The sequence below is a fragment of the Muricauda brasiliensis genome, from assembly GCF_003057865.1.
Classification (GTDB): Bacteria; Bacteroidota; Bacteroidia; order Flavobacteriales; family Flavobacteriaceae; genus Flagellimonas; species Flagellimonas chongwuensis.
In genome coordinates this window covers 150,746-175,008 of sequence record NZ_QBTW01000018.1, presented here as the reverse complement: position 1 = coordinate 175,008, position 24,263 = coordinate 150,746, and the positions used below count along the sequence as shown (strand labels likewise).

Below are 24,263 nucleotides of genomic sequence, written 5' to 3'. Positions count from 1 at the left end.
ACCTTGTTCCTCTCTTTTGTTCTTTCTGATTTATGACTATAATTTAATCGGAATCAAACTTAAGCTGGCTATAATTCATTGTTCCCCCTTGCCTTGAACTAAATCTCATGCTTTTATAAAACTATGAATCGGAAATTACTTTTTCTTCTATTTTTTGGATTTATAGTTTCTTGTACTTCAAAGAAAAAGGAACTTCAAAAAGACAAGCCTAACAATATATTCATTGATTCAACCGATTTTAAATTTTTCCAACTTGAGAAATTTGATATTCAAGAATGGTACAACGGAAATTTAAAACTCAAGCCCCTCACAAAAGACCAAGCAAAAAAATACTATCAATATCGGCTTAGAAATGGAGAAGTAGATTCAAATTATTATCAATTCTATTCCCTTCAAAAAAACGAAGATGAAATAAAAATTATCACCATCCTGGATGGAGCTACTGGTAAATTTCCAAACTTAAGAATGCTAATATATAATAGTAAAGACAGCTTAATTGGTTTCCATCCGGTAGCTGGAATTGGAACAAACCCTGATTTTAATTTAAAATACAAAGTAACTTCAGAGAGAGTAAACGATACAACTTATATCAGCACAGGAATAAAGGAATATGTAGGTGAATTTGACGATGGGAGAGTGAGCCGAGATTCAACAATCACCAAATTTATCATTGAATTAGGATTCATGAAAGAGGAGAAAATTGTTGACAGAAAAGAGTTTAAATTAAAATAAAAACGAACGCACAACAATGGTGTAATTCATTCTTCTCTTCTGTCTTTAACTAAATTCCCTACTTTTAAGAAAACTAATAACTAAAAGGAATGCTTTCGTAATGCAGCTATGGCTCGTTGGAAAATCGCACCGGCCCACGCCGTCGCTCACCAGCCGCCAGGCACAACGAAATCATAGCCAAGAACCGTTAGCCACAAATTAATTATTACTTAGTAATTTTATGAAATTCAACCAAGCCCTACCATATATTGCAATATTGTTGTTTGTTTCTTGTAGTACCCCAAAATTTGTAACAAGTGGGGGGGATTATCCGAAACTCCATCTCGATTTGGGAATCGATTTTATTGTTGTAGAAGATAAAAGGGGAAATATTTCTGTCTCTGACGACCTAGAGCTTCCTTTTATCTCAAAAGCTGGTCAATCTGACATTGTGGTTCCGCCCTTAAAAAATGAGTATGAGGCAATAATCAAACAAACTGTAGTAGATAATCTGAAACCCAATTCAAAAAACACAGCTATTTTAACCATTCATGTCATTAACGCCAGAAAGGAATTCCACGCAACTTCATGGTCTGAAAGGGAAACTGCCTTTATTGAATTAAAAATTTTTGTCAAAAGCAATGGATAAGAATTTGAGGCTAATGCATCTGGGGAGTTTATGAGAAAATCAGTGGATGCAACCCATAAAAAATCAGAAAAGATATTTAAAAGTACATTAAAGGAAGTTACCTACGAAGCCTTAAAAAAGCTCGAAAATAAAATTAGTGGCTAATACTGGCTATAATTCATTGTTTTCTTGTGCTAAACCAGTCGATTTTCGAATAAGAAGGGGCTAAAAACAAAAAACCCACAAACCAAGTTTGCGGGTTTTTTTGTGGTACCTCCAGGAATCGAACCAGGGACACACGGATTTTCAGTCCGTTGCTCTACCAACTGAGCTAAGGTACCAAGCTTTATTAAGCGGGTGCAAATATAATTTCAAAATTAGGATATACAAACAAAAACCCGAAAAAAAGGTTTTGATTTTTTTCAATTACCGACCTTTGCAGCATGAATCTGGTAATCGACATCGGCAATACGTTGATCAAATACGCTGTTTTTGAGAACGGAAGAATAATCTACGACCATAGTTTTGAATCCGTATTGTTCCTATCAAAAATTAAGGAGCTGTTCGAGAAATATCCCCGGATAAACAAGGCCATCCTATCCTCCGTTGGCAAATTGGACCGTAAGGAACGGGACGTAGTGGCCCTTTTTTGCAAGGTGCACGTGCTTACCAGCGATTCCAAAATGCCCTTTAAGAACAGCTATGCCACTCCCGCCACCTTGGGCGTGGACCGTTTGGCTCTTGCCGCAGCCGCCTACCGCCAAAACCCGCGCGGCAACACTTTGGTTATAGATGCGGGAACCTGTATTACCTACGATATGGTGAACAATGCAGGCGAATATGTGGGTGGGGCCATTTCTCCCGGTGTTCGGATGAGGTACCGTGCCATGCACGACCAAACTGCCGGTCTGCCCTTACTGGCACCGGACGAATTTTTGGATTTTATCGGCAACAGTACAGAAACGTGCATGCACAGTGGAGTAATAAACGGCGTGTCGCAAGAAGTTGATGGGGTAATCGACCAATATCGCTCTCGTTTTCAAGATTTAACAGTTATTTTAACAGGGGGAGACTCCCATTTTTTTGCCAAAAGGCTAAAAAACACCATATTTGCGAACTCCAAATTTCTCTTGGAAGGACTTAATTGCCTACTGGAATACAATACAAATTGAATGATTAAAAAGATTCTGATTGCTTTTCTCTGCGTGGTTGCACATGGAGCGTTTGCACAAAATGGAACCATTTCGCCATATTCTTACTTTGGAATAGGCGACGATAGGGACAAAGGAGCAGTGGATACCCAGATGATGGGTGGTGTGAGTATGTATGGGGACAGTATCCATATCAACCTTTCAAATCCGGCGGCATATTCCAAACTTAGGTTAACGGCCTACACTGCGGGAATCTCCCACAAAGAGTATCAGCTTAAGAGTTGGAACGAGCAACAAAGAACCGCGGTGACCAATCTGGATTATCTGGCTATTGGCTTTCCATTGGCGAAAAACGTAGGATTTGGTTTCGGGATAATGCCCTATTCATCGGTGGGCTACAGTTTGAATTCAACTTCGAACTCGGCCGATGGGGAGGTCTCCAACTTTTTTGAAGGTGAAGGAGGGCTCAATCGGTTATATGCTTCCATTGGGTTTGAGCCTATTAAAAATTTGAGTTTTGGGGTTACGGCCAACTTTAATTTTGGAACTTTGGAATATCAAAGGATTCAAAGTGTGGAGGGCGTACAATTCGGTACTTTGGACGATCGCGAATCCAATATAAATGGATACGATTTTAAATATGCCCTTAATTATAATCCGACCATTAAGGACAAATATACCCTTTACACATCGGTACTTGTAAATACGCAAGGAAACCTTACTTCGGAAAATACCCAGACATTGGGGTCGTTTTCACTGGTAACAGGAAACAATGTTGAGGTGGTGGATGTGGACTTGGATGCATCCAATCTTAGAAATACAGAGCTGAAAATACCCACTAGAACCACTTTTGGACTCGGTTTTGGAGAAAACAAGAAATGGTTTTTGGGAGCAGAATACAGTTTTCAACAGATGGGCGATTTTGAAAACACCTTCCTAGGACTGGATAATATCGACTATGGCGATGCCAACACCTATGCTTTGGGAGGGTATTGGATTCCCGACTATCGTTCGTTGACCGGGTATTTTAACCGTATCACATATAGGGCCGGTCTTAGGTACGATGTAACCGGAATGACCATCAACAATAAAGAGATAAACAACTTTGGCATAACTTTTGGGTTAGGTTTACCGTTGGGCGCAGATTTCTCTAACCTAAATGTAGGTTTTGAACTAGGAAGACGCGGAACAACAGATGCAAACCTTATAGAGGAAAGTTATTTTAAAGTCAATATAGGCTTATCGTTAAATGATAGATGGTTTCAACAAAGAAAAATTAATTAATAAGCCTTTTTTTAAAAAATTCATAAATAACCACCCATATAAGGCCCTGAAAAGGGATTTTTTAATGAAAATTTGTACTTTAACAGCTTTAAAATTAGAAAGATGAAAAAGAGACACTACTTAACAATGATAATGGTCACCATGTTGACGGGATTAAGTATGGCCCAAGCACAGAACCCCGAGTGTATGACCAATCTGTCTATTTACGCAGAACACGTAAAGGTGAAAAACTATGATGCAGCTTATGAGCCATGGAAAATGGTTTACGAAAGTTGCCCGGACATCAACAAGGCGAATTTCTCCTATGGAGAAAGAATCTTGAAAGCAAAGGTTGAGAATTCTACCGGAGCTGAAAAAGATGCTTACGTTCAGGATTTGTTGTCCTTGTACGATAACAGTCTTAAGTATTTCCCGACCAATTACACCAAAGCAGGTGTGGCCATCGACAAAGCATTGTTGATGTACGAGAACAAAATGGCTTCCGATGAAGAATTGTTCACTATGTTGGACAAAGCCTTCCAAGAAGATCAGGAAAACTTTACAAACCCAAGGGCCCTGTACCTTTATTTCTCCAGCTTGGTAGATTTGCACGATGCAGGTAAAAGAGACCTTCAAGATGTTTTCAATACATACGATGATGTAACTGGTAAACTTGAAGAAGAAAACAAGAAATTGACCGATATAGTTACAAAACTGTTGCCTAAGGATTCTTTGGGTACACTTACTTCCAAAGAGAAAAGAACTCTTAAGGTGGCCACGGTGAATTCAGAATCTTTCGGTAAAGTAGCTAGTAGTGTAGATTCCAAATTGGGTGCACTTGCCGATTGTGATAACCTTATCCCATTATACGAAAAAAGCTTTGATGAAAAGAAAGATGATGTAAAATGGGTGAAGAGAGCCGTAGGCAGAATGTTCTCCAAAGAATGTACCGACGACCCCATGTTTAGAAAACTGTTCGAGGCCCAGTTGGCTTTGGACCCATCTGCCGATGCATACATGTACGGTGGTGTACTTAAGCAAAAGTCAGGAGATATGAACGGTGCACTTGCTGATTTCAACAAAGCAGTGGAATTGGAAACAGATTCTTACAAGAAATCCGATATCCTATATAAAATTGCGACCACGGTTAGGAACAGTAGCAAGTCTCAAGCAAGAAGCTATGCGCTAAAAGCTATAGATGCCAATCCAGCAAACGGTAAGGCTTACCTGTTGATTGCCAATCTGTATGCCTCTAGTGCCAATGCATGTGGCGATACTCCTTTTGAAAAAAGAGCCATATATTGGAAGGCGGCCAGCATGGCAAGAAAAGCAGGTACTGTAGATCCAGCTTTGAGTAGCCGAGCCAGTCAAACAGCAGCAAGTTATGACGCCAAGGCACCATCTAAAGAAATGATCTTTAGTTCAGGAAAAGCAGGTCAGACCATTACTTTCAGCTGTTGGGTAGGAGGTAGTGTTGCCGTACCTAATCTATAAGGTGAAACAGAAATCAAAACATACTTTAAAGAGCTTTGCCACGGTATTCACCGTGGCAATCCTTTTTATGTCCTGTGGTGATGGTTATGAAAGGGTGGGCGAGGAAGCTGTTAAACCCCTCTTCCCGCAAGGTGTGGCCCAAAACTTTACTTTGACATACACCGAGACCGTCGAGGCAATGAGTACCCAAGACTCCGCCAATTCCAGAGTAGTGGCTGTGTTGTCAAGTCCATTGTCCGAGGATTTTGATAACCAAGCTTTCAAGTTTCGTACCTTTCCAGAAGGATTACAGGTTGATTTTTACGATGAAAAAAGTCAAAAAAGTGTAATCGTTGCCGATTATGGTATTGTATATTCACAGACTAATTTGATAGATTTGAGGGGGAATGTCATAATCAAAAGTCATGACGGTAAAAAATTGGAAACCGACCAGTTGTATTACGATAGAAAAAACAATTGGATATTTACCGAAGCCGCCTTTACATATACAAACCCCGAGGACGGAACGGTAATGGATGGTGAGGGCATGGACTTTAATAAAGATTTCACCTTTTTTAAAGCTCATAAAACTTATGGCTTAATGACAATAAAAGAAGAAGAATAGGATGATCAAAGTTTTAAGATATACAGAATACCTTTATTTGGCGGTAGCTGCCATTTCCATTTACAAGATTGCAACACTTTGGAGCGTTGACCCAAAGGAAACCTACATATTTATCTTCTTTGCCGTGGTGTCCATAGGTATGTTCATCTTTAGGAGAAGATATCGGAAACGTTTTGAACAGCGAAACAAGGATAATCAACAATAGCATTGGATTCTTCCGTAATCATCATCGTTCTTTCTTTGCTGTTTTCGGCATTTTTCTCGGGAATGGAGATAGCCTTCGTTTCCGCCAATAAAATCCATATTGAAATTGAAAAAAAGCAAGAAGGGTTCTTGGCCAAAGTACTCACCTTGCTTACCGATAAACCTTCAAAATTCATTGCCACCATGCTTATTGGAAACAATATTGCATTGGTAATTTATGGGCTTTTTATGGGGGATATGCTCATGGAGTGGTTTCAGAGCCTGCTTCCCTCCAATATTCAACTTGTTGATCTACTGCTGACGGACTTTAGCTTATTGTCACAAACCATTATTTCCACACTCGTTATTTTATTGACGGCCGAGTTTTTGCCAAAAGTATTTTTCCAGATATACGCCAACGTGCTGATCAAGGTGTTTGCCGTCCCGGCCTATGTTTTTTATCTACTGTTCTCGGTAATTTCTTGGTTCGTAATCAAAGTGTCCGACTTTATATTAAGGATATTTTTCAAAACAGAAGGGGATGAAGTTCAGCTGTCCTTTACCAAATTGGAATTGGGGGACTACATTACCGAACAAATGGAGACCGTAGAGGAGGAGGATGACGTAGATTCCGAAATACAGATTTTTCAGAACGCACTTCAATTTTCCACGGTAAAGGCAAGGGAAGTAATGGTTCCCCGAACCGAAATTACAGCGGTAGAACTTAACGAAACACCTAAAAACCTGACCAAACTTTTCACCGAAACCGGCTATTCTAAAATTTTGATATTCAAGGATAGTATTGATGAGATTATTGGTTATGTACACTCCTACGAACTGTTCAAAAAACCAAAGACCATTAAAAGTATATTGCTCCCGGTCGAGTTTGTTCCTGAAACCATGCTTATCCAGGATATATTGAACGTACTGACCAAAAAGCGCAAGAGTATGGCGGTTGTTCTGGACGAATATGGGGGTACCTCGGGTATTTTGACCGTGGAGGATATTATCGAGGAGCTTTTTGGGGAAATCGAGGACGAGCACGATTCCACCGACCTGCATGAAGAGCAGATAGGCGAGAACGAATACAAGTTCTCAGCCCGTTTGGAAGTGGACTACATCAATGAAAATTATAAATTGGAGCTTCCGGAAGGAGAAGAATATGAAACATTGGGAGGATTGATCGTAAATCAGACCGGGGAGATTCCAGAACAGGATTCAGAAGTTACTGTGGACAACTTCACCTTCAAAATTTTGGAGGTGTCCAACACCAAAATAGACTTGGTAAGTGTACGCGTTCATACTGAAGATTAATAATTTCCACCCCTTTTTTAGCTTTCCTATTTGAAAAGAAAGTGGTATTTTCGCCCACTGAATTTAAAGAAAACAAGCAGTAAAATGGCAATATTAGAGAATATTAGAAAACGGACAACAGTTCTTATTCTAATTATTGGTTTGGCTTTGTTCGCATTCGTAATATCAGGAGTATTCAGCAGTAATAATTTTGCTGGTGGAAAAGTGGGCTCCTCGGTTGCAGAAGTAAATGGGGAAAATATTCCAATTGATGAGTTTAGAACCCAGGTTGAAACAGCATCCAGAAGGTACGGACCATCCGTTACATCTACCCAGTTGGTGAACATGGTATATGATCAAGAAATCAGAAAGGCTATCTTGAACCAACAATTCGAAGATTTGGGCATTGATGTGGAAAGCGACCAAATCGTGGATTTTGTGAGAACATCGGGCTATGCACAGATTCCGGATTTTCAGGATGAAAATGGAGTGTTCAACGAACAGGTCTTTAAAAGTGCAATTGCTGATTGGAAAGCTAATGATCCTTTGCGTTACGATGCTTGGTTGCAGGATGAAGAGTCTATCATTCAAGCAGCTAAGGAACGTATGTATTTCAATTTGGTAAAAGGCGGTGTTACTGCTACCCTAACCGAAGGCCAATTGAACTACGATATGGCAAACAACAAGGTGGACATGCAATACGTTCGTATTCCATACACTTCGATTCCAGATAGCACTATCGAAGTTTCCAAAAGTGATATCCAATCCTATATCGACGACCACAAAGCTTTGTTCAAACAAGATAAGGCACGTGATATTCGTTTTATTTATTTTGAAGAAAAGCCATCAGCTGAAGATGAAAACAGCGTTAAGACGGCAATAACTGCTCTCTTGGATAACTCTGTGGAGTATTCGGAAGCAAAAGATGCCAACGATACCATCCTTGGATTTAGAAACACTACGGACATGGCCGCTTTCTTGGACAGGCATTCCGATGCCAAGTTCGATACCATTTATAAGGCCAAAAAAGACCTTCCTTCTGTTGTTGCCGATACATTGATGACAATGGGTGTTGGGGAAATCTACGGTCCATATAAAGATGGAAATGCTTATAAAGTATCCAAAGTAATGGACAGAAAAGAAAATGGAACTGCAAAAGCAAGCCACATTTTGATTACTTGGGAAGGAGCAGAGCGTGCCAACCCATCCGTTACCAGAACCAAGGAAGAAGCCGAAGCCGAAGCAAAGAGATTGTTGGCAGAGGCTAAAAAAGAAGATGTGCTCTTCACCGCTTTGGCCAGGGAAAATTCAGACGGACCATCCGCTCCACGTGGCGGAGACCTTGGGTATTTCCAAGAAGGAGTAATGGCCGACGAGTTTAATGATTTTTGTTTTGGTAATCCGCTAGGAACCATTGGTTTGGTGGAAACCCAATTTGGTTACCATGTAATCAAAGTTGACGATAAGCAAGATGTGATTCAGGTAGCTACATTGTCGAGAGAAATAGAGCCATCAGAAGAAACCATCAATACCTTGTTCACCGATGCCACTAAGTATGAAATGGCGGTTATGGATGCAGAACCAGAGAACTTTGGGGATATTGCAAGGGAAAGTAGCTACACCGTTCGTCCAGTAAACAAAATCAAGGAAATGGAAGAGAACCTTCCGGGTCTTGGTTCACAGCGCAGCATTGTGCAATGGGCGTTTAACGACGATACCAGTGTTGGTGATATCAAACGCTTTAATGTAAACAATGGTTATGCCGTGGTGCAATTGACAAAAAAATATAAGAAAGGACTTATGGCACCAGAGGATGCTTCAGCTACTGCGTTGCCAGCCATCAGAAAGGAGCGTAAAGCAGAACAGATAATTGCTGCCAACAAAGGTAAAGCAATGGACGCGATAGCTTCGGACAATGGTGTAAGCCTTAGCAATGCATCCGCAGTTACGTTGTCCTCGCCAACGTTGCCAGGGGCAGGGAGAGAGCCATTTGTTGTTGGAAAGGCCTTTGCGATGGAGAAAGACCAGACTTCTGATTTGCTTGAGGGAAGTACTGGTGTTTACATGATTAAAGTGACCAATAAAACGGAAGCAGCCGATGTGGAGAATTACAGCACCTATGCGCAAAATCTACAAACAAGTGCTGCTGCCCGAGTAAATGGGGCCGTGTACAACGCTCTAAAAGATAAGGCAGAGATAGAAGATAAAAGAGCGACATTCTACTAGGATTTAGCTAAAGATGATATAAAAAAGCCTCCCGATCGGGAGGCTTTTTTATTTAGTTTCATGTTCATCCCATCGCATTTTATAACAGATATGCGTGATTTTGCCGTTTGGACTCACCGTGATTTCAAAACCTTGTTTGGTACGGAAATACGCATCTCGAAGGAAATACCATTTGCCATTTTTAAAAAAGAATTCACGTTTATCCGGTTTCCAATCGGCAATGGGATATATATAATCTAAAAGTGCTTGAAAATCGGGTGCAGATTCCTGGTTGAGGACAAAGTTTTCACGTATATAACTCTTAAGTTCGGGTAGTGGGGTATCGGTTTTGATTCTCTCAAACCGTTTCACCTCCAAACCAGTATCCACTACTATAAACTCATTCACTTCTTTTTCTTTTTCACCGTAAATGTTTGTAGTCTCCTGTGTGATATAGAATACATCGTGCTTTAGAATACTTTGGATATATTCTGACCTGATTTGGTTGTAATTGGTAGTACAGCTGGAATTGATAAAGTTATCGAGCCTTAATAGTGTTTCAGTGTCATTTTGACCAAACACAATCGTAGTCGACTGGAAAAGAAGCCCAGCCACTAGATTTCCAATTGTTTTTTTGCTGATTTGGGCCATTACAGTCAATAGTTTGATGAATAGATATCAAACATAAGAGCAATTGATTGAATTTTAGGGTGCCAATTGACGGATGGCCTGTTTGGGTTGATGGATGAGGTAATTGATAAAGAGAAAAATGCCACATTCAAATTTGAATGTGGCATTTTTTAAAAGAAATCATATTTCTTAATTATTCTAATCTACATCCCAGAATATCTTGGAGAACATAGTATCCCCATTATTTAGTTTACTTCTGGCAGAATCCCAATTGGAACGGTTTAATAACTGTTCGTTCTGGGGATATATCACCCTTGTTGGAATAATATCTAGCCCAGGAACATTAGTCACAAAAGTAGTTCCATCGTATGTATCTCCCGGGACACTCAATGTGTTGGGATAACCGGTTCTTCGGTACTCTGTCCAAGCTTCGAGTCCATCCATGTAGAGTGCAATGTATTTTTGGGTAAGAACTGTTTCTTCTGAAGCCACAGCAATGCTTTCTACGTAATTATCAATAACATCTGAAGGTGCTCCCCAGTATTCCATGGATGCTTTTATGCCATTTTCGTAATGCATTTGATTCCAATCCGTGAATTCAGACCTTATGAATTCCACTTCACTATAGGTCAACAATGGCTGAGAAAAATCAGGAGCTAGTATGTGTTCTGCAGGAATACCTTCATCAACCACTGCTCGGGCAATATCTTGGCCAAAACCATAAGGTATTCCAACCACTTCCTCAGACTCCAATCTTTTGTCAAAATAAAGTTCTACCCGTGGGTCAGCATCAGAGTTCATGAATGGGCCTGTACGATTATATAATAAGTCTACAAAGGATAAAGTCGGGGCAAAATCCCTTCTTGCATTAACTGTAAAAGCGTTGTGCCATGGCCCTCCTGTAATATCGTCAGTGCCAAAGGTAAACAAGGCATTGTCGGTATTGCTGCCAAAAGCAGGCTCGTTGGACTCCATAAATACATTATTGGCTAAAGTTGGATTGACGTCCAGAAGGTGAACGGCTAGTCTCAGCCTTAAGGAATGAGCAAATTTAATCCAATCACTATTGGCAGAATATACAGTGCCAAAAGTAGAACCTGATGGACTAATTTTTTTTGAAGCGTCTAACAATTCTACCAATAAATCTTGATAGATGACGGATGCATCATTGTAAGCTGGGTTTGGAATAGGGTTCTCATCTAACAAACTCAATGCTTGAAAGTCTGGGTTATCTCTTTGACCATAGCTCCAATAAGGAACGTCCCCAAAAGTGTCCACCAATTTATAAAAGGTATATGCCATCATCATACGGCATACTTGAATCTGGTCATTGTTACTGCCATAAGGTTCCATGAGCGCTTTGGTTTCAGGATTTTCGTTCAGTTCAATGACTTTTTGATAATCCGTCAGGATGCGATAGGGCCATTCCCACATATCATCTATCATAGAAGGTCGTAACGCATACAAATTTTCTTCTACATAAAAAGCACCTGCCCAATACTGAGCTATCCCCAAAGTACCTCTGCCGGCTACCCATTCATCATTTAATTCCCACGCTAAATCGTAAGTTGCATTATTGAACAATTGAATAGAGGGTACTGACACAGGATTATCAGGATCTTCTATATAGTCTGTATCACAACTAGCCACTATGGCCATAAGACCAAGAGTCATTAAAAATTTCTTTATATTATTTCTCATTGCTTTTTGTTTAAAAGGATAATTGAACGTTCATTCCGTATGTTCTAATGGATGGTTGTAGTCCACCTTCCAAACCTTGTATGTTACCAGAACCTGTTGAAACAGTTTCAGGGTCTATTCCATCATAATCCAACCCCCAGGTAAACATGTTTCTACCAAAGAAGCTTATTCTTGCAGATTCAAAAATATCGGCAAGGTTTTTAAAGGTGTAGCCTAAGGTTATCTCTCTTAGTTTAATAAAATCAGCATTAAACACATTTTGTGCATCGGGAGTGCCAAAACCGCCATAATGGTTTGTCCCATATTCTTGTGCTGAAATTGTAGTGGTGTTTTCAGCCGTATCGGTGACGGTATAATCTCCATTTTCATCATAGGTAATTGTTCCTGTGACACCATCTAGCACTATACCTTCTTCACGGATATTGTTGTCAACAGTTTCTTGTAGCATTCCTGAATACATACCCCATTGATGTGTGGTTGAAAAGTATTTGCCTCCCTTGCTCATTTCCAGTAAAAAACTAAGGTCAACATTTTTATAACGGAATGTGTTTCGCAATCCGCCTGTATAATCAGGTAGAACAGAGCCTAATGGCACTAGATCTGGAGTTGCGGCGTAGGCTCCGCCTGGGGTGATCACTTTGTTGCCGGCATCATCGTAAATAAAATCCGTACCCATGATGACACCATACGATTGTCCTTCGGTTGCGACCAATTGCGCTCTAAACGGCGCGCTGGTAAGATTGATGGTTTCCAAACCTTCTGTTAATTTTACCAGTTCATTTTCATTTTTTGCATAGTTGACATTGAATTCCCATGAAAAATCTTCTGACATAATAGGTTTTACTCCCACCTGGACTTCAATCCCTTTGTTGGTCATTTCCCCAGCATTGATCCATTGGGCAGCGTATCCTGTACTCAACGAGAGATTTACAGGAATAATCTGGTCAGTGGTAGAGTTATTGTAATAGGTTACATCAAGATTGAACCTGTTCCTCAGAAAGCTAAGTTCGGCACCAACTTCCCAAGTTTCTGTTATCTCATTTTTAAGATTCACATTTTGTAAAGTATTTGGTGCAGTGGCTCTACCTTCGCCATTGAATGGGTTTAGTACCGATAAAGTACTTGAGGCGTCATAAGGATTTGCATCGTTACCAACCTGAGCCCACCCAGCTCTTAATTTACCATAGCTGAACCAGTTAGAATCTTTTGCAAATGTTTCTGAAAAAACCCAAGCCAAAGCAGCTGATGGATAGAAGTATGAATTCTTGTCATTCGGCAATGTTGAAGACCAGTCATTTCTAGCAGTCATATCTATAAAAATTTGATCTGCCACGGATAAGTTCAAGCTGCCAAATAAACTGTTTACTTTTTTTAATTCTGTGTCGGTAGCTTTATTTAGTGGCCCATTACCATTGTTGATGTTAAAGATTCCTGGAAGTGCCAAACCACCTGTTGTGGAAATTGCCCTATAATCTAGTTGGTAGTCTCTCTGATTGGCACCTGCCAAGGCATTAATACCAAAATTATCGGTGATGTCCTTATTATAGTTAAGAGTAAACTCGTAATTGTATTCTTGGAAATCATATGTTCTTTCCAAATATGAAGATTGCGCCTGAGAACCAATTGCTTTTTGTTCGGTATTCCTAAAATTGTATGTATCTCCGTAGACAGACAGTTTAGCTCCTAAATCATCACTTATCATATAATTGAGACTTGCCGCACCATAAATCCTAGAACGTGTGTCTGTCGGATAATTTTCAAAGGCAGTCCAGTATGGATTATCTGAATAATTGGGGGTTGGGTCGTTCCAAGCTATTCGGTTCCATGTTCTTTGAGAGCCATCATTGTTTTTGTAATTTCTTAACCTATCATAATCCAGTTGTCTTTGCCCCCATTGAAAAAACTTCTGGGTAACACTATTGTCATCATAACCTATTGTCGGTCTTATTCCTTGAGACTTAACATAGTTTAAGTTACTGGTGAACAGCCATTTTTCAGAAAGTTGTTGTTTGAGGTTCATTCTTATGAAGTGCTTTTTTATTTCTGAGCCAGGCAGAATCCCTGTGGTATTTTGGTTTCCAATAGACATTAATGTACTGCCTTTATCACCTCCTGTTGTAACTGTTACATTATTATTGATGGATACTCCAGTATTGAAAAAACTATCAACATCATTAGCTGGTGCAACCCAAGGTCTGGGTTTAAGGTAATCTTCAGGAAAACTACTTTGATCAAATGCATCCCAGTGTAGAACCATCACATTAGGGTCGTATTTAGGGCCCCAACTTTCATCGACAGCATATTGGGGAATCAAATATTGGGTGTTATTAATGTTCACAGTTTCAAATCCATTGATACCACCATCTTCATCAGATATAATTGAGCCTCCACCGTACTCCCGTTGTAAATTGGGAAGAATGGCAACTTGCGACATAGCTACGGAGGTATTAATGGTAACTCCTAATTTTTTTGAAGACTTTCCGCTTTTTGTTGTTATCAGTACTACACCGTTAGATGCACGAGACCCATAAAGTGCGGCTGCTGCACCCTTTAATACAGTAACGCTCTCAATACTGTTGGGGTCGATATCGTTTATAGTACTACCAAAGTCAACACCACCAGCACCCCTCTGTGCATTGGTTGTGTTAAAGTTGGAATTGTCCATTGGAATTCCATCAATTACAAAAAGCGGTTGGTTTTCACCAGTAATGGAATTTGTTCCCCTTATTAAAATACGCTGAGAACCGTCCAAGTTTCCTGATGGTGAATTGATTTTTAAACCAGCAACTTTACCCGAAAGTGCTGAGATTGCATTGTTGTTTTGTGCCGAATTCAATTCTTCAGAATTGACCTTTGGAGCTGAATATGCCAAGGATTTTGGGTCTCTTTGAACACCCAATGCTGTCACAACGACTTCCTCCAAGGCTTGGGCATCATCTTCCATTTGTACATTGATAATGGGTGAAGAACCAACAGTCCGCTCTACAGTCGCCTGACCAATGTAGCTAAACCGAAGGGTTTGTCCTGTACTGGCCATGATAGAGTAGTTTCCATCAAAATTGGTTTGTGCTCCGTTTGTAGTTCCTACTACCATAATAGAAACTCCAGGGAGCGGCAGTCCATTTTGGTCGGTAACTGTACCAGTTACATTTTTTTCCTGTGCTAGTGTTGTGGCGCATAAGCACATTAAAAATACCAGCAACATGCCATAGTTTTTTGCTTTCATAAATTAAAGAGTTATTAGTTAGTTAGTGCAATCAAACAAAGCAGGGGGTAAAACTTATTTGTAGGCTAATTCAAATAATCATCCTCCTTGACAATGAAAAACAATGATTCGGGGAAGAGTAATTTTAGAGCCCCTACCTTGTGGATTGCGCCATAAAAAAAGGGAAAGAAATGACGGGTGCTGTAAGCGCTTATTAACCTTTACATATTTGCCGAATGAAGTTTACATTTACAAATTTGTAGTTTGTATTCCTTATGCAGCGGCATGTACAAATTCCTTGGGAGTTACCTGTGTGACTTTCTTGAAAGCTTTATAAAAGGAGACTCTATTGTTGAACCCACATTGATAAGCAATATCTGAAATGGATTCCGAAGTGCTTTCAAAGTCCGAACATAGCCTGTTTTTGGCCTCTTCGATTCGGTATGAGTTTACAAAATCGTAAAAGCTGAGGTTAAAATTCTCGTTGATAACCTGTGATGCATGATGGCGGGATATATCCAATAATTCGGCAATATCATCAAGTCTAAGCTCATGATTTAGATAAAGCTTTTCCTCATTCATCAATAGCTCCAGTTTATTTTTGAGTTCGAGCGAAAAGGATTCGGATAATCCGGTTTTTTCATATTTGTCCTTTTTATCGCAAGTGGATAGATTACTATCCTTTAGAGCTATATTCTTTTGATTTTTAAATAAAAGGTAGATGACCACCAAATACACAATCAATTGTAGGATTTGAGCATATAGCGTGATTGAACTAAAACCATGACCTACATTGGACCAACCATAAATGGTTATGAGTAGGGAGAAAAAAAATAGAAATGAAAAGAGTAAAAACAGTCTTTTGGTAAAAAGGCCAATTTTGCTTTTTGTGAACAATGGTGTGTTTTCCCAGAACGACATAGCTATCAATTTTATCTTCTGGTCTCAAAATGCAAAAAAGAATAGTTTTAGTAGGGTGTCAATTGACGGATGCCCTGTTTGGATTGATGGATGAGCAAAAATTGGGAAAAACGGGACTCCTAGGTGAAAGAAATTATAGCAACATTTTAGAATATGGAATCACCGTTTCAAAACCTTTGGATTTGAAATAGGAGCGGGTTTTATCGTCTCCTGTGGCCAAAACAAAATCCCCGCCCCAAGCGCCAAGACTTTTTATGGCCCCAAAATAATCGGGAAAAAGGCGCTGTTTTACGGGCTGTATTTTCAGAACTTTGGAAAGTAATGTCTCATGTTCCTCCATCAAGGTTTCGAACTCGGACAAGGTGATAGCATGAATCATTTTTTTGGTAATATCTGAAACTTCTTTAACCAGTTGTGGTTTGTCAAACTGTTGTTCCCTATAATTGGCAATGGCTTCCTTGCTACTTTGTTTTTGATTTAGATGAATAAAATAAAGCGAGTCCTTGAACATAGGATCAAAGTGAATTTCTTCTACTTGTGGACTGCCATTTTTTAATTGATAGGTCAACGGTGAATTGGATTGCGCACAGGCAATATCATACCCACTTCCGCCAAACGCTTTCCATAATAGTTGAAACGCATCGACCCTTGCCCATTGGGCCAAATTATTAATGAGTGTTGAGGAAGTGCCCAACCCCCAAGATCTTGGAAATGTGAGCTGTGTTTCGACCAAGAAACCTTCACTATCCGTTAATAGCAATGGATTTTGCGCATTGGCCTCCAAGAGCAAATCCTTCAAAGTCTTTGCCATTGCCGAATCAGAAGAGGAAACTACGTTCAAATTAGCTAGGTTGAACGTTGCGGAGAACCACGTATCATTACTTTCGTCGAGACTGTTCCACTCCAACAAGCCCGTGGTGGTCGGAGTAACATTCAGCGATTGCCCGTAACTAACGGGAATGGCCAATCCTAAAGCACCATCCAAAATGGCATACTCGCCAGACACCAACAATTTCCCGTTACTGTAAAACTCCTTCTTCATTATTTTGATTTTAGACTTTCCAAAGCCTCCTTCACCGAGGCATTTGTTACGGTTTGATCTTTAAAATAAGTGACCAGTTTTTGTTTTTCTGCTTCGGTGGCTCCCAATTGATTCAACATGTTCAACAAGTGCATTTTCATATGTCCTTTTTGTATGCCCGTGGTGATCAGACTCCGCACTGCGGCAAAATTTTGTGCCAGTCCGGCAACGGCAACAATCTGCATCAATTCTTTGGCGGATGGATTTTGAAGGATTTCCAATGCAAGTTTTACCATGGGGTGCAATCTCGTCAACCCTCCAACAGTACCCAGTGCCAAAGGCACTTCTATCCAAAACTTGAAAATGCCATCTTCTATCTTCGCATGGGTAAGGCTGGAATATTGTCCGTCCTTGGCGGCATACGCGTGCACGCCTGCCTCAATCGCTCTAAAATCGTTTCCTGTTGCAAGGACAACGGCGTCTATCCCGTTCATAATGCCCTTATTGTGCGTAACTGCCCGGTAAGGTTCTACTTTGGCTATATTGACCGCTCTTACAAACTTTTCGGCAAAATCTTTGGAAGGCATATCGGCATTGCCCAAGTCCGAAATAGAACAGCTTACCTCTGCCCGTACTAAACAATCTGGCACGTAGTTGGACAAAATACTCATTACCACCTCTATGTTCTTTTCTTCTTCTGAAAAAGCATCAAATAGAAGGGCTTGTTCTTTAAATGTTCTTGCAAATTGCTCTAAACAGGAGTTGATGAAGTTGGCCCCCATGGCATCCAAGGTCTCAAAAGTGCAATGCAGTTGATGGTAACCGTCAACCTTATTTGATAGGTCCCTTAACTCAATGTTGTTAATGCCTCCGCCACGCTTTTCCATGCTCTGTGTAATGCTGGAAACACTTTTGATGAGTTCAGGTTTGGCGGAATCAAAGAACCTGAAAAGTTTTTGATTATCACCTTTATATATAAAGTGTACCTGCCCAACCTTTTCGGTACCTATGATTTCAGCTTTAAAACCGCCACGTTCTAACCAAAACTTGGCTGCCTTGCTGGCCGCTGCGACAACGGAACTTTCTTCAATCGCCATGGGAATGGCATAAAGCTTGTCGTTTATCTTAAAATTTGGTGCTATTGCAAAAGGCAAATAGTAATTGGAAACGGTATTTTCAATAAACTCATCGTGCAGTTGCTGTACCCTTGGGTCCGTATTCCAATACTGTTTCAACAGTTGTTTGGTGGCTTCGGGGTCTTTGGTGCAATTGATGGCAATCCAGTCAATTTTCTGGGTTTTGGTAAGTTTGGAAAATCCTTCAACGGGCGTATTCATAAAGCTGGCTTAAAGCTTTCAAATATACGGATAATGGATATTTACCGAATGAAGTTCGATTTCTGAAAAAATATCGCTGGAACCAAAGGTTAAAATATGTTGCAAATGCAACATCAAAATTTATTTTTCGGATAAATATTAGTAAACTTGGGAGTTTTTAATCAATTTTTTCACTTCATGAACAAACAGTCTTTTCTATTCCTATTCTTATTGGGAGTTGTTACTTTTTCTACAGCACAAAAGAAAAAAATCACCCTCGAAGAGATTTTTGGAGGAGAGTTCAGGACAGAATACATGGATGTCCTACGATCCATGAACAATGGTACACAATACACCATATTAAATACATCGCGTTCCCCGCGTTCCAGTAGTCTGGATAAGTACGATTACGAAACTTTGCAAAAAGTGGAGACCATAGTAGCATCATCGGATGCCGTTCCCTATTTTTCATCCTATAGTTTTAGTGATGATGAATCCCAAGTGCTTTTGGCGACGGAAGTTGAACCTATATTTAGACGTTCCCGTTTAGGGATTTATTATGTGTACGATATAGCATCGAAAGAATTGGTGAAAATATCGGAAACAAAAATCCAAGAGCCTACCTTGTCACCGGACGGGAGTAAAGTGGCATATGTTCTCGATAACAATCTATATGTTATGGACTTGGCGGAACGAACTACCAAGCAGGTCACCACCGATGGTAATAAAGGAACTATTATCAATGGTGTTACAGATTGGGTGTATGAAGAAGAGTTTGGTTTTGTCCGCGCTTTTGAATGGAACAGCGATGGTTCCAAAATTGCCTTTCTCCGATTTGACGAAACAGAGGTTCCCCATTTCTCCATGGATGTTTATGGCTCGGAACTATATCCTTCCCAGCATGAGTTTAAATACCCCAAGGCCGGAGAGAAGAATTCCATTGTAACATTACATATGTTTGATGTAGCGTCTGGAACTATTTCAGATGTGGATTTGGATGACCCATACTATATTCCAAGAATTAAATGGATGAACAATCCGAACCATTTGAGCGTTCAGACCATGAACCGGCATCAAAACAGCTTGACACTTTACAAAGTAAATGCCAGTGACAATTCAGCGAACGTTTTATTGGAAGAGACCGATAATGCTTATGTGGATATTGATGACGATCTAACCTTTTTGGCCGATGACAGCTTTATCTGGACCAGTGAAACCGACGGCTACAACCATTTATATTTATATGGCAGTAGTGGAAAGTTGAAAAATCAGATTACCGAAGGACCTTGGGAAGTAACGAGTTATTACGGTTATGATGAGAAAAACGACCGTATTTTTTATCAGTCCGTAGAAAATGGTTCCATTAATAGGGGAGTCTATAGTATTTCCAGTAAAGGGAAGAAAAAGAAAGCATTATCTACGGATGAAGGCACTAACTCGGCTTCCTTCAGTAGTGATTTTACGTACTATATCAATACATATTCAAGTGCAGACACGCCATATCGGTTTACTTTGCACGATGCATCAAACGGTAAATTGGTAAAGAAAATCAAGGACAACTCGGAGCTGCTCAATAAATTGGAGGGGTATGAGATTGCGCCGAAAGAGTTTTCTACCATCAATATAAATGGGTACGACCTTAATATGTATATGATGAAACCCGCCGATTTTGACCCAAACAAAAAATACCCATTGTTCATGTTCCAGTATAGCGGACCCGGTTCGCAACAGGTGGCCAACAGATGGATGGGAACCAGGGACTACTGGCACCAATTATTGGTGTCCGAAGGGTATATTGTTGCCTGTGTAGATGGAAGGGGTACTGGATTAAAAGGGCGCGATTTTAAAAAAATGACCCAAAAGGAATTGGGAAAATATGAAGTGGAAGACCAAATCGACGCGGCCAAAAAATTAAGTGAGCTGTCCTATATAGATGAAGATAGAACAGGAATTTGGGGCTGGAGCTATGGTGGTTTTATGTCCACAAACTGTATTTTAAAAGGCAATGATACTTTTGAAATGGCCATCGCCGTAGCACCGGTGACCTCTTGGCGTTTTTACGATACCATCTACACCGAACGCTACATGCAAACACCTCAAGAAAACCCAACCGGGTATGACGATAACTCGCCTTTCAACTATCCTGAATTGTTAAAAGGAAAATATTTATTGGTACATGGTTCCGGAGACGACAATGTCCATGTTCAGAATACCATGCGAATGATCGAGGCACTTGTGCAGGCCAACAAACAATTTGATTGGGCCATATACCCGGACAAAAATCATGGTATTTATGGAGGCAATACCAGCCTGCACCTGTATACCAAATTGACCAACTTCGTTAAAGAGAATTTATAGTATTTAAAATAATAAATAGCCGTTATGTCAGAAATAGCCAAACCACAAGAAGAAAAACAGTTGTTCGGTCATCCAAGAGGGTTGTTCTATCTCTTTTTTGCTGAGCTCTGGGAGCGTTTCAGTTTTTATGGAATGCGGGCCCTGCTTACCCTTTATATGGTAGATGTCATCTTCGCCGCTTTAATGGAACGTGATTATGCCACTGCTGCGGTTTATTCTTCATATGGTTCCTTGGTGTACGCCTCCACAGTTATTGGGGGTAGAATTTCGGACAGTATTTTGGGTATGCGACGCTCTATTTTTTTAGGAGGAATTTTAATGTCGTTGGGGCATTTTGTCCTTGCCATCGAAAACAATATCACGTTTTTTCTTGCATTGTCCCTAATTATAGCAGGAAATGGATTTTTTAAACCGAACATTTCAACATTTGTTGGCTCTTTATATAAGGATGGTGACCCACGAAAGGATTCAGGGTTCACCATTTTTTATATGGGAATCAATATCGGTGGATGGGTGGCTCCTTTGTTATGCGGATTTTTGGCCGCCAAATATGGATGGCACTACGGGTTTGGACTGGCTGGGATAGGAATGCTTACTGGTTTGATTGTTTTTTGGAGCGGTATAAAAAAAGGAGTGTTTGGTGATAAAGGCTTACCTCCAGAAAATGGAAACATAGGAAAAAAGGTCTTTGGACTTAAACAAGGTATCTTGGTTCCGGTACTGGCATTCGCTTCGGTTCCGGTGATAGCATATTTATTATCCTCATACAAGGCATTGGGTGCTGAAGGTACTTTTTTTGATGACCAGAATATTGTAAATGTCATCTTCAAGTTGATTGGTATTTCAATCTTGTTGTATCTGGGCTACATTATGTTCAAGGCGTCGGTAGAAGAGCGGAAAAAACTTTTTGTAGCTGTCCTTATTACGTTCTTTATGACGATTTTCTGGGGATTCCATGAGCTTTCCGGAAGTGTTATAACACTCTTTGCAGCTCGTAATGTGGATTTGGTAGGAATTATGTCCGCATCGCAGACCAATTCTTTGAACTCCATGTGGATCATTATTTTGGCAATACCCATTTCTCTAATGTGGCAATGGCTTTCCAAAAAGAATTTGAATCCAAGAACGCCCTATAAATTTGGAATGGGTCTCTTGTTCGCAGGTATCAGTTTTTATGCACTGGCCATTAGTGGTGCAAGTGCCAACGAAAATGGATTTGTACCGTTTACTTACCTTTTGTTGATGTACTTCTTGTTGTCTGTGGGTGAATTGTTCATGTCGCCGGTAGGACTATCCAAAATTACCGACCTATCACCAAAACGAATAGTCGCTTTCATGATGGGGGTTTGGTTCCTTTCTTCTGCGTTCGCATTTCAAGTAGTGGGCTTTATCGGTAAACAATTGGCCATTGAAAGCACAGATGCCGATATTAGTGGTTTTAGTACCCTTACGGTATATACGGATGGGTTTATGCTCATTGCCCAATATGCACTGGGCGCCGGAGTTTTGGTAATTTTAGCCTCGCCTTTAATAAAAAAGTTGATGGGCAACGTACATTAGAAACCAACTCAGAATTTAAAAACATAACATCCCTTTTCACCGGTATAGTGGAAAGGGATTTCTTTTTCCATACAGGTCGTCTTCCATTTGGATATTACACTCGGATAGCTACTGCCATCGGCAAATATTTTTTTCGGTCCAATGGAATCAATCAATCGCTCCAAATTAATTTTGGTCGATTGGGTCAGGAGCAAGTAATCTGGATTTTTTTGCAAAGGGATGATGGCCGAACTGTCCACGACAACCAATCTTTTATCATCCAATTCATAACTGTTCTTTAGCTGAATCGTATCCAAGTTTTTTATTCTTTCGGCAACTTCATAATCGTTTACAATGTTTCCAATGTTGGAAGCATCCGAAGTGATTATGGTAACTGAACTTCCCAACTGGTGCAGTACAATGGTATTTCTGGTTTTGTGTGCTAGGATAATGGTTTCCGTTTGATATACTTGCACCTGATTCCAGATGGTCCAACTCTGAAAAACAATCAGGCCACCAAAGAAAAACAAGGCCGATTTCCATCGGGGACGGGATAGGAATACAACCAAAGCAATAATTACAGCATATCCGACTATCATTTGAACCGAATCAAAAGGAATATTTCTGATGATGAATCCTTCTTGGCGAGCGACCCAACCAACAATCGAATTCATCAGGTGGATGACCCAATTGAAACCCTCGATCAAAAATTTGGGTAAAAAGTCAGTCATGGCCAAGGCAATCACTAAGATTCCGAAGCCCAGAATCAACCCTAAAAAGGGAAGTACAATTAGGTTGGAAACAAAAAACAGCGCTGGAAACTGATGAAAATAGAACAAACTAATCGGCAATACGCCTAATTGGGCCGCAACGCTTACCGAGAGCAGCTGCCATGCTTTTCGCACAACGATGTTATCTGGAAACCAAAATTTCTGCAGTTGGGGATAGACCCAAACAATGGCAAAAACTGCCGCGTAGCTCATCTGAAACCCCACCTGAAACAAAAACAAGGGCTTTACCAATAAAATGAACAGCATGGATAGTGCTATAATGTTAAATGAGTTGGTAGGTCGGTTGAGGTAGAGCGAGTAGGCAACAAACGAGAACATGGTAACAGCCCTAACAATGGAAGGCGAGAGACCTGCCACAAAGGCGTAGCTCCAAAGTAGCAAAACCACAAAGATGAGTTTTATGGTTTTACCTTTAGGTAAACGTTCCAATGGAGATAAAAGAAACTCCAACAAAAATAAAATGATGCCTACATGTAGCCCGGAAACCGCTAAAATATGAACTGCCCCCGCATTTTTGTAGTTGTTGTAGGTGCCTTCCGAAATATCATCACGTTTTCCCAAGATCAGGGCTTGAATTACGCCGAGCTCTTCCTCGCCAAAGTTTTTTTGTTTTAATTTTGAAATGATGTGTTCCCTAAAATTGGAGGCGATGCCGAACAAGGTTTTGGAACCTTGCTTTACAATAATGGACCGATAGTTTGTCCTGATTTGATGTTGGATACCTTGTTTTTGAAGATAGTCTTGGTAATCAAACTGGTGTGGATTCAGTGGTGGCCGTATTGCTTCAGGATTGGTAAGGGAAAGAAGTTCATCATCTACCTTTAAAGGTTTCGCAACGGAATCCAAAGTCAGGTTTAGGAGTAATTTTCCGGATGCTTGTGTATCGCCCACAGTAAGGACTCGGGTTATATAGCTTTGGGAAAAGTCGTTGGGTTTTAGGACTTCTTCGACCTTCAACCGCCAAATTTCTTCTGTTTCAAGGTTTTTGGTGCTGTAAGGGGATGACATTCCACGACCCAAGGAAAGCCCGACCACCAAAACGCCCAAACTAATGGTTGTGAGGACAATCAACACTTCAAAAAACGGGAACCCTTCACGCTGCTGTCTTTTGCCGAGCAAATAAGCTACTGGCAAAAAAACCAGCATAATTGTGAGGGGGAGAAGTGGAGCTATCTCAAAATGAAAACCAATAACGATGCCCATCATCAACCAAATGGTCAGTTTTATGGACACAAAATTAAGTTGGCGC

18 protein-coding genes and 1 tRNA gene are annotated in these 24,263 nt (G+C 40.3%); 11 read left to right on the top strand and 8 right to left on the bottom strand.

The features are described 5' to 3' along the window. Window positions 1–123 precede the first annotated feature (123 nt). A complete protein-coding gene (locus DCK90_RS14750) occupies window positions 124–732 on the top strand; it encodes a hypothetical protein (protein ID WP_108246966.1) in 609 nt (202 codons plus the stop codon). 220 nt (window positions 733–952) lie between these two features. Next, on the top strand, window positions 953–1,360 hold the full coding sequence (locus tag DCK90_RS14745; protein WP_108246965.1) for a hypothetical protein: 408 nt from the start codon (window positions 953–955) through the stop codon (window positions 1,358–1,360). Window positions 1,361–1,607: 247 nt separating this feature from the next. Here the strand turns inward: DCK90_RS14745 and DCK90_RS14740 are convergent. Beyond that, window positions 1,608–1,680, bottom strand: a tRNA-Phe gene (locus tag DCK90_RS14740). Window positions 1,681–1,782: 102 nt separating this feature from the next. Between DCK90_RS14740 and DCK90_RS14735 the strand changes: the two genes are divergently transcribed. From DCK90_RS14735 to DCK90_RS14705, 7 genes are all read left to right on the top strand, one after another. Beyond that, a complete protein-coding gene (locus DCK90_RS14735; RefSeq protein ID WP_108246964.1) occupies window positions 1,783–2,511 on the top strand; it encodes a type III pantothenate kinase in 729 nt (242 codons plus the stop codon). After that, a complete protein-coding gene (locus DCK90_RS14730) occupies window positions 2,512–3,774 on the top strand; it encodes a hypothetical protein (RefSeq protein WP_108246963.1) in 1,263 nt (420 codons plus the stop codon). 102 nt (window positions 3,775–3,876) lie between these two features. Beyond that, window positions 3,877–5,247, top strand: coding sequence for a hypothetical protein (locus DCK90_RS14725; protein ID WP_108246962.1), 1,371 nt, complete (start codon window positions 3,877–3,879; stop codon window positions 5,245–5,247). 1 nt (window position 5,248) lies between these two features. Beyond that, the gene (lptC, locus tag DCK90_RS14720) at window positions 5,249–5,851 is read left to right on the top strand and encodes an LPS export ABC transporter periplasmic protein LptC (RefSeq protein WP_108246961.1); all 603 of its coding nucleotides are present in this window, start codon (window positions 5,249–5,251) and stop codon (window positions 5,849–5,851) included. Between the two features lies 1 nt (window position 5,852). After that, complete coding sequence (locus DCK90_RS14715) at window positions 5,853–6,056, top strand: hypothetical protein (RefSeq protein ID WP_108246960.1); 204 nt, start codon at window positions 5,853–5,855, stop codon at window positions 6,054–6,056. A 2-nt stretch (window positions 6,057–6,058) separates the two neighbouring features. Then, window positions 6,059–7,348: a hemolysin family protein gene (locus tag DCK90_RS14710; RefSeq protein ID WP_108246959.1), complete on the top strand. Its 1,290-nt coding sequence runs from the start codon at window positions 6,059–6,061 to the stop codon at window positions 7,346–7,348. An 84-nt stretch (window positions 7,349–7,432) separates the two neighbouring features. Continuing rightward, on the top strand, window positions 7,433–9,553 hold the full coding sequence (locus DCK90_RS14705) for a peptidylprolyl isomerase (protein ID WP_108246958.1): 2,121 nt from the start codon (window positions 7,433–7,435) through the stop codon (window positions 9,551–9,553). A 48-nt stretch (window positions 9,554–9,601) separates the two neighbouring features. Here the strand turns inward: DCK90_RS14705 and DCK90_RS14700 are convergent, their stop codons facing one another. The 6 genes from DCK90_RS14700 to DCK90_RS14675 all read right to left on the bottom strand — a co-directional run bounded on the left by DCK90_RS14700 (window position 9,602) and on the right by DCK90_RS14675 (window position 18,347). Beyond that, window positions 9,602–10,183: a hypothetical protein gene (locus tag DCK90_RS14700; RefSeq protein ID WP_108246957.1), complete on the bottom strand. Its 582-nt coding sequence runs from the start codon at window positions 10,181–10,183 to the stop codon at window positions 9,602–9,604. Between the two features lie 177 nt (window positions 10,184–10,360). Beyond that, on the bottom strand, window positions 10,361–11,863 hold the full coding sequence (locus DCK90_RS14695; protein ID WP_108246956.1) for a SusD/RagB family nutrient-binding outer membrane lipoprotein: 1,503 nt from the start codon (window positions 11,861–11,863) through the stop codon (window positions 10,361–10,363). Window positions 11,864–11,873: 10 nt separating this feature from the next. Next, complete coding sequence (locus DCK90_RS14690) at window positions 11,874–15,089, bottom strand: SusC/RagA family TonB-linked outer membrane protein (protein ID WP_108246955.1); 3,216 nt, start codon at window positions 15,087–15,089, stop codon at window positions 11,874–11,876. 252 nt (window positions 15,090–15,341) lie between these two features. After that, window positions 15,342–15,989 carry a helix-turn-helix domain-containing protein gene (locus DCK90_RS14685; protein WP_108246954.1) on the bottom strand — a complete coding sequence of 216 codons (648 nt, stop codon included), beginning with the start codon at window positions 15,987–15,989 and terminating at the stop codon, window positions 15,342–15,344. A gap of 133 nt (window positions 15,990–16,122) precedes the next feature. Then, window positions 16,123–17,031, bottom strand: a complete 909-nt coding sequence (locus DCK90_RS14680; RefSeq protein WP_108246953.1) for a GYDIA family GHMP kinase — start codon at window positions 17,029–17,031, stop codon at window positions 16,123–16,125. Continuing rightward, a complete protein-coding gene (locus tag DCK90_RS14675) occupies window positions 17,031–18,347 on the bottom strand; it encodes a hydroxymethylglutaryl-CoA reductase, degradative (RefSeq protein WP_108246952.1) in 1,317 nt (438 codons plus the stop codon). Before DCK90_RS14675 ends, DCK90_RS14680 begins: the two co-directional genes overlap by 1 nt. 177 nt (window positions 18,348–18,524) lie before the next feature. Here DCK90_RS14675 and DCK90_RS14670 point away from each other — a divergent pair, with 177 nt between their 5' ends. Both DCK90_RS14670 and DCK90_RS14665 read left to right on the top strand, forming a co-directional pair. Next, window positions 18,525–20,684, top strand: coding sequence for a S9 family peptidase (locus DCK90_RS14670; RefSeq protein ID WP_108246951.1), 2,160 nt, complete (start codon window positions 18,525–18,527; stop codon window positions 20,682–20,684). A gap of 24 nt (window positions 20,685–20,708) precedes the next feature. Then, window positions 20,709–22,244, top strand: a complete 1,536-nt coding sequence (locus DCK90_RS14665) for a peptide MFS transporter (RefSeq protein ID WP_108246950.1) — start codon at window positions 20,709–20,711, stop codon at window positions 22,242–22,244. Between the two features lie 8 nt (window positions 22,245–22,252). Here DCK90_RS14665 and DCK90_RS14660 read toward each other — a convergent pair whose 3' ends face one another. Continuing rightward, window positions 22,253–24,247 (bottom strand): ComEC/Rec2 family competence protein, encoded by a 1,995-nt coding sequence (locus DCK90_RS14660; protein WP_108246977.1) that lies wholly within the window; start codon window positions 24,245–24,247, stop codon window positions 22,253–22,255. Window positions 24,248–24,263 lie beyond the last annotated feature (16 nt).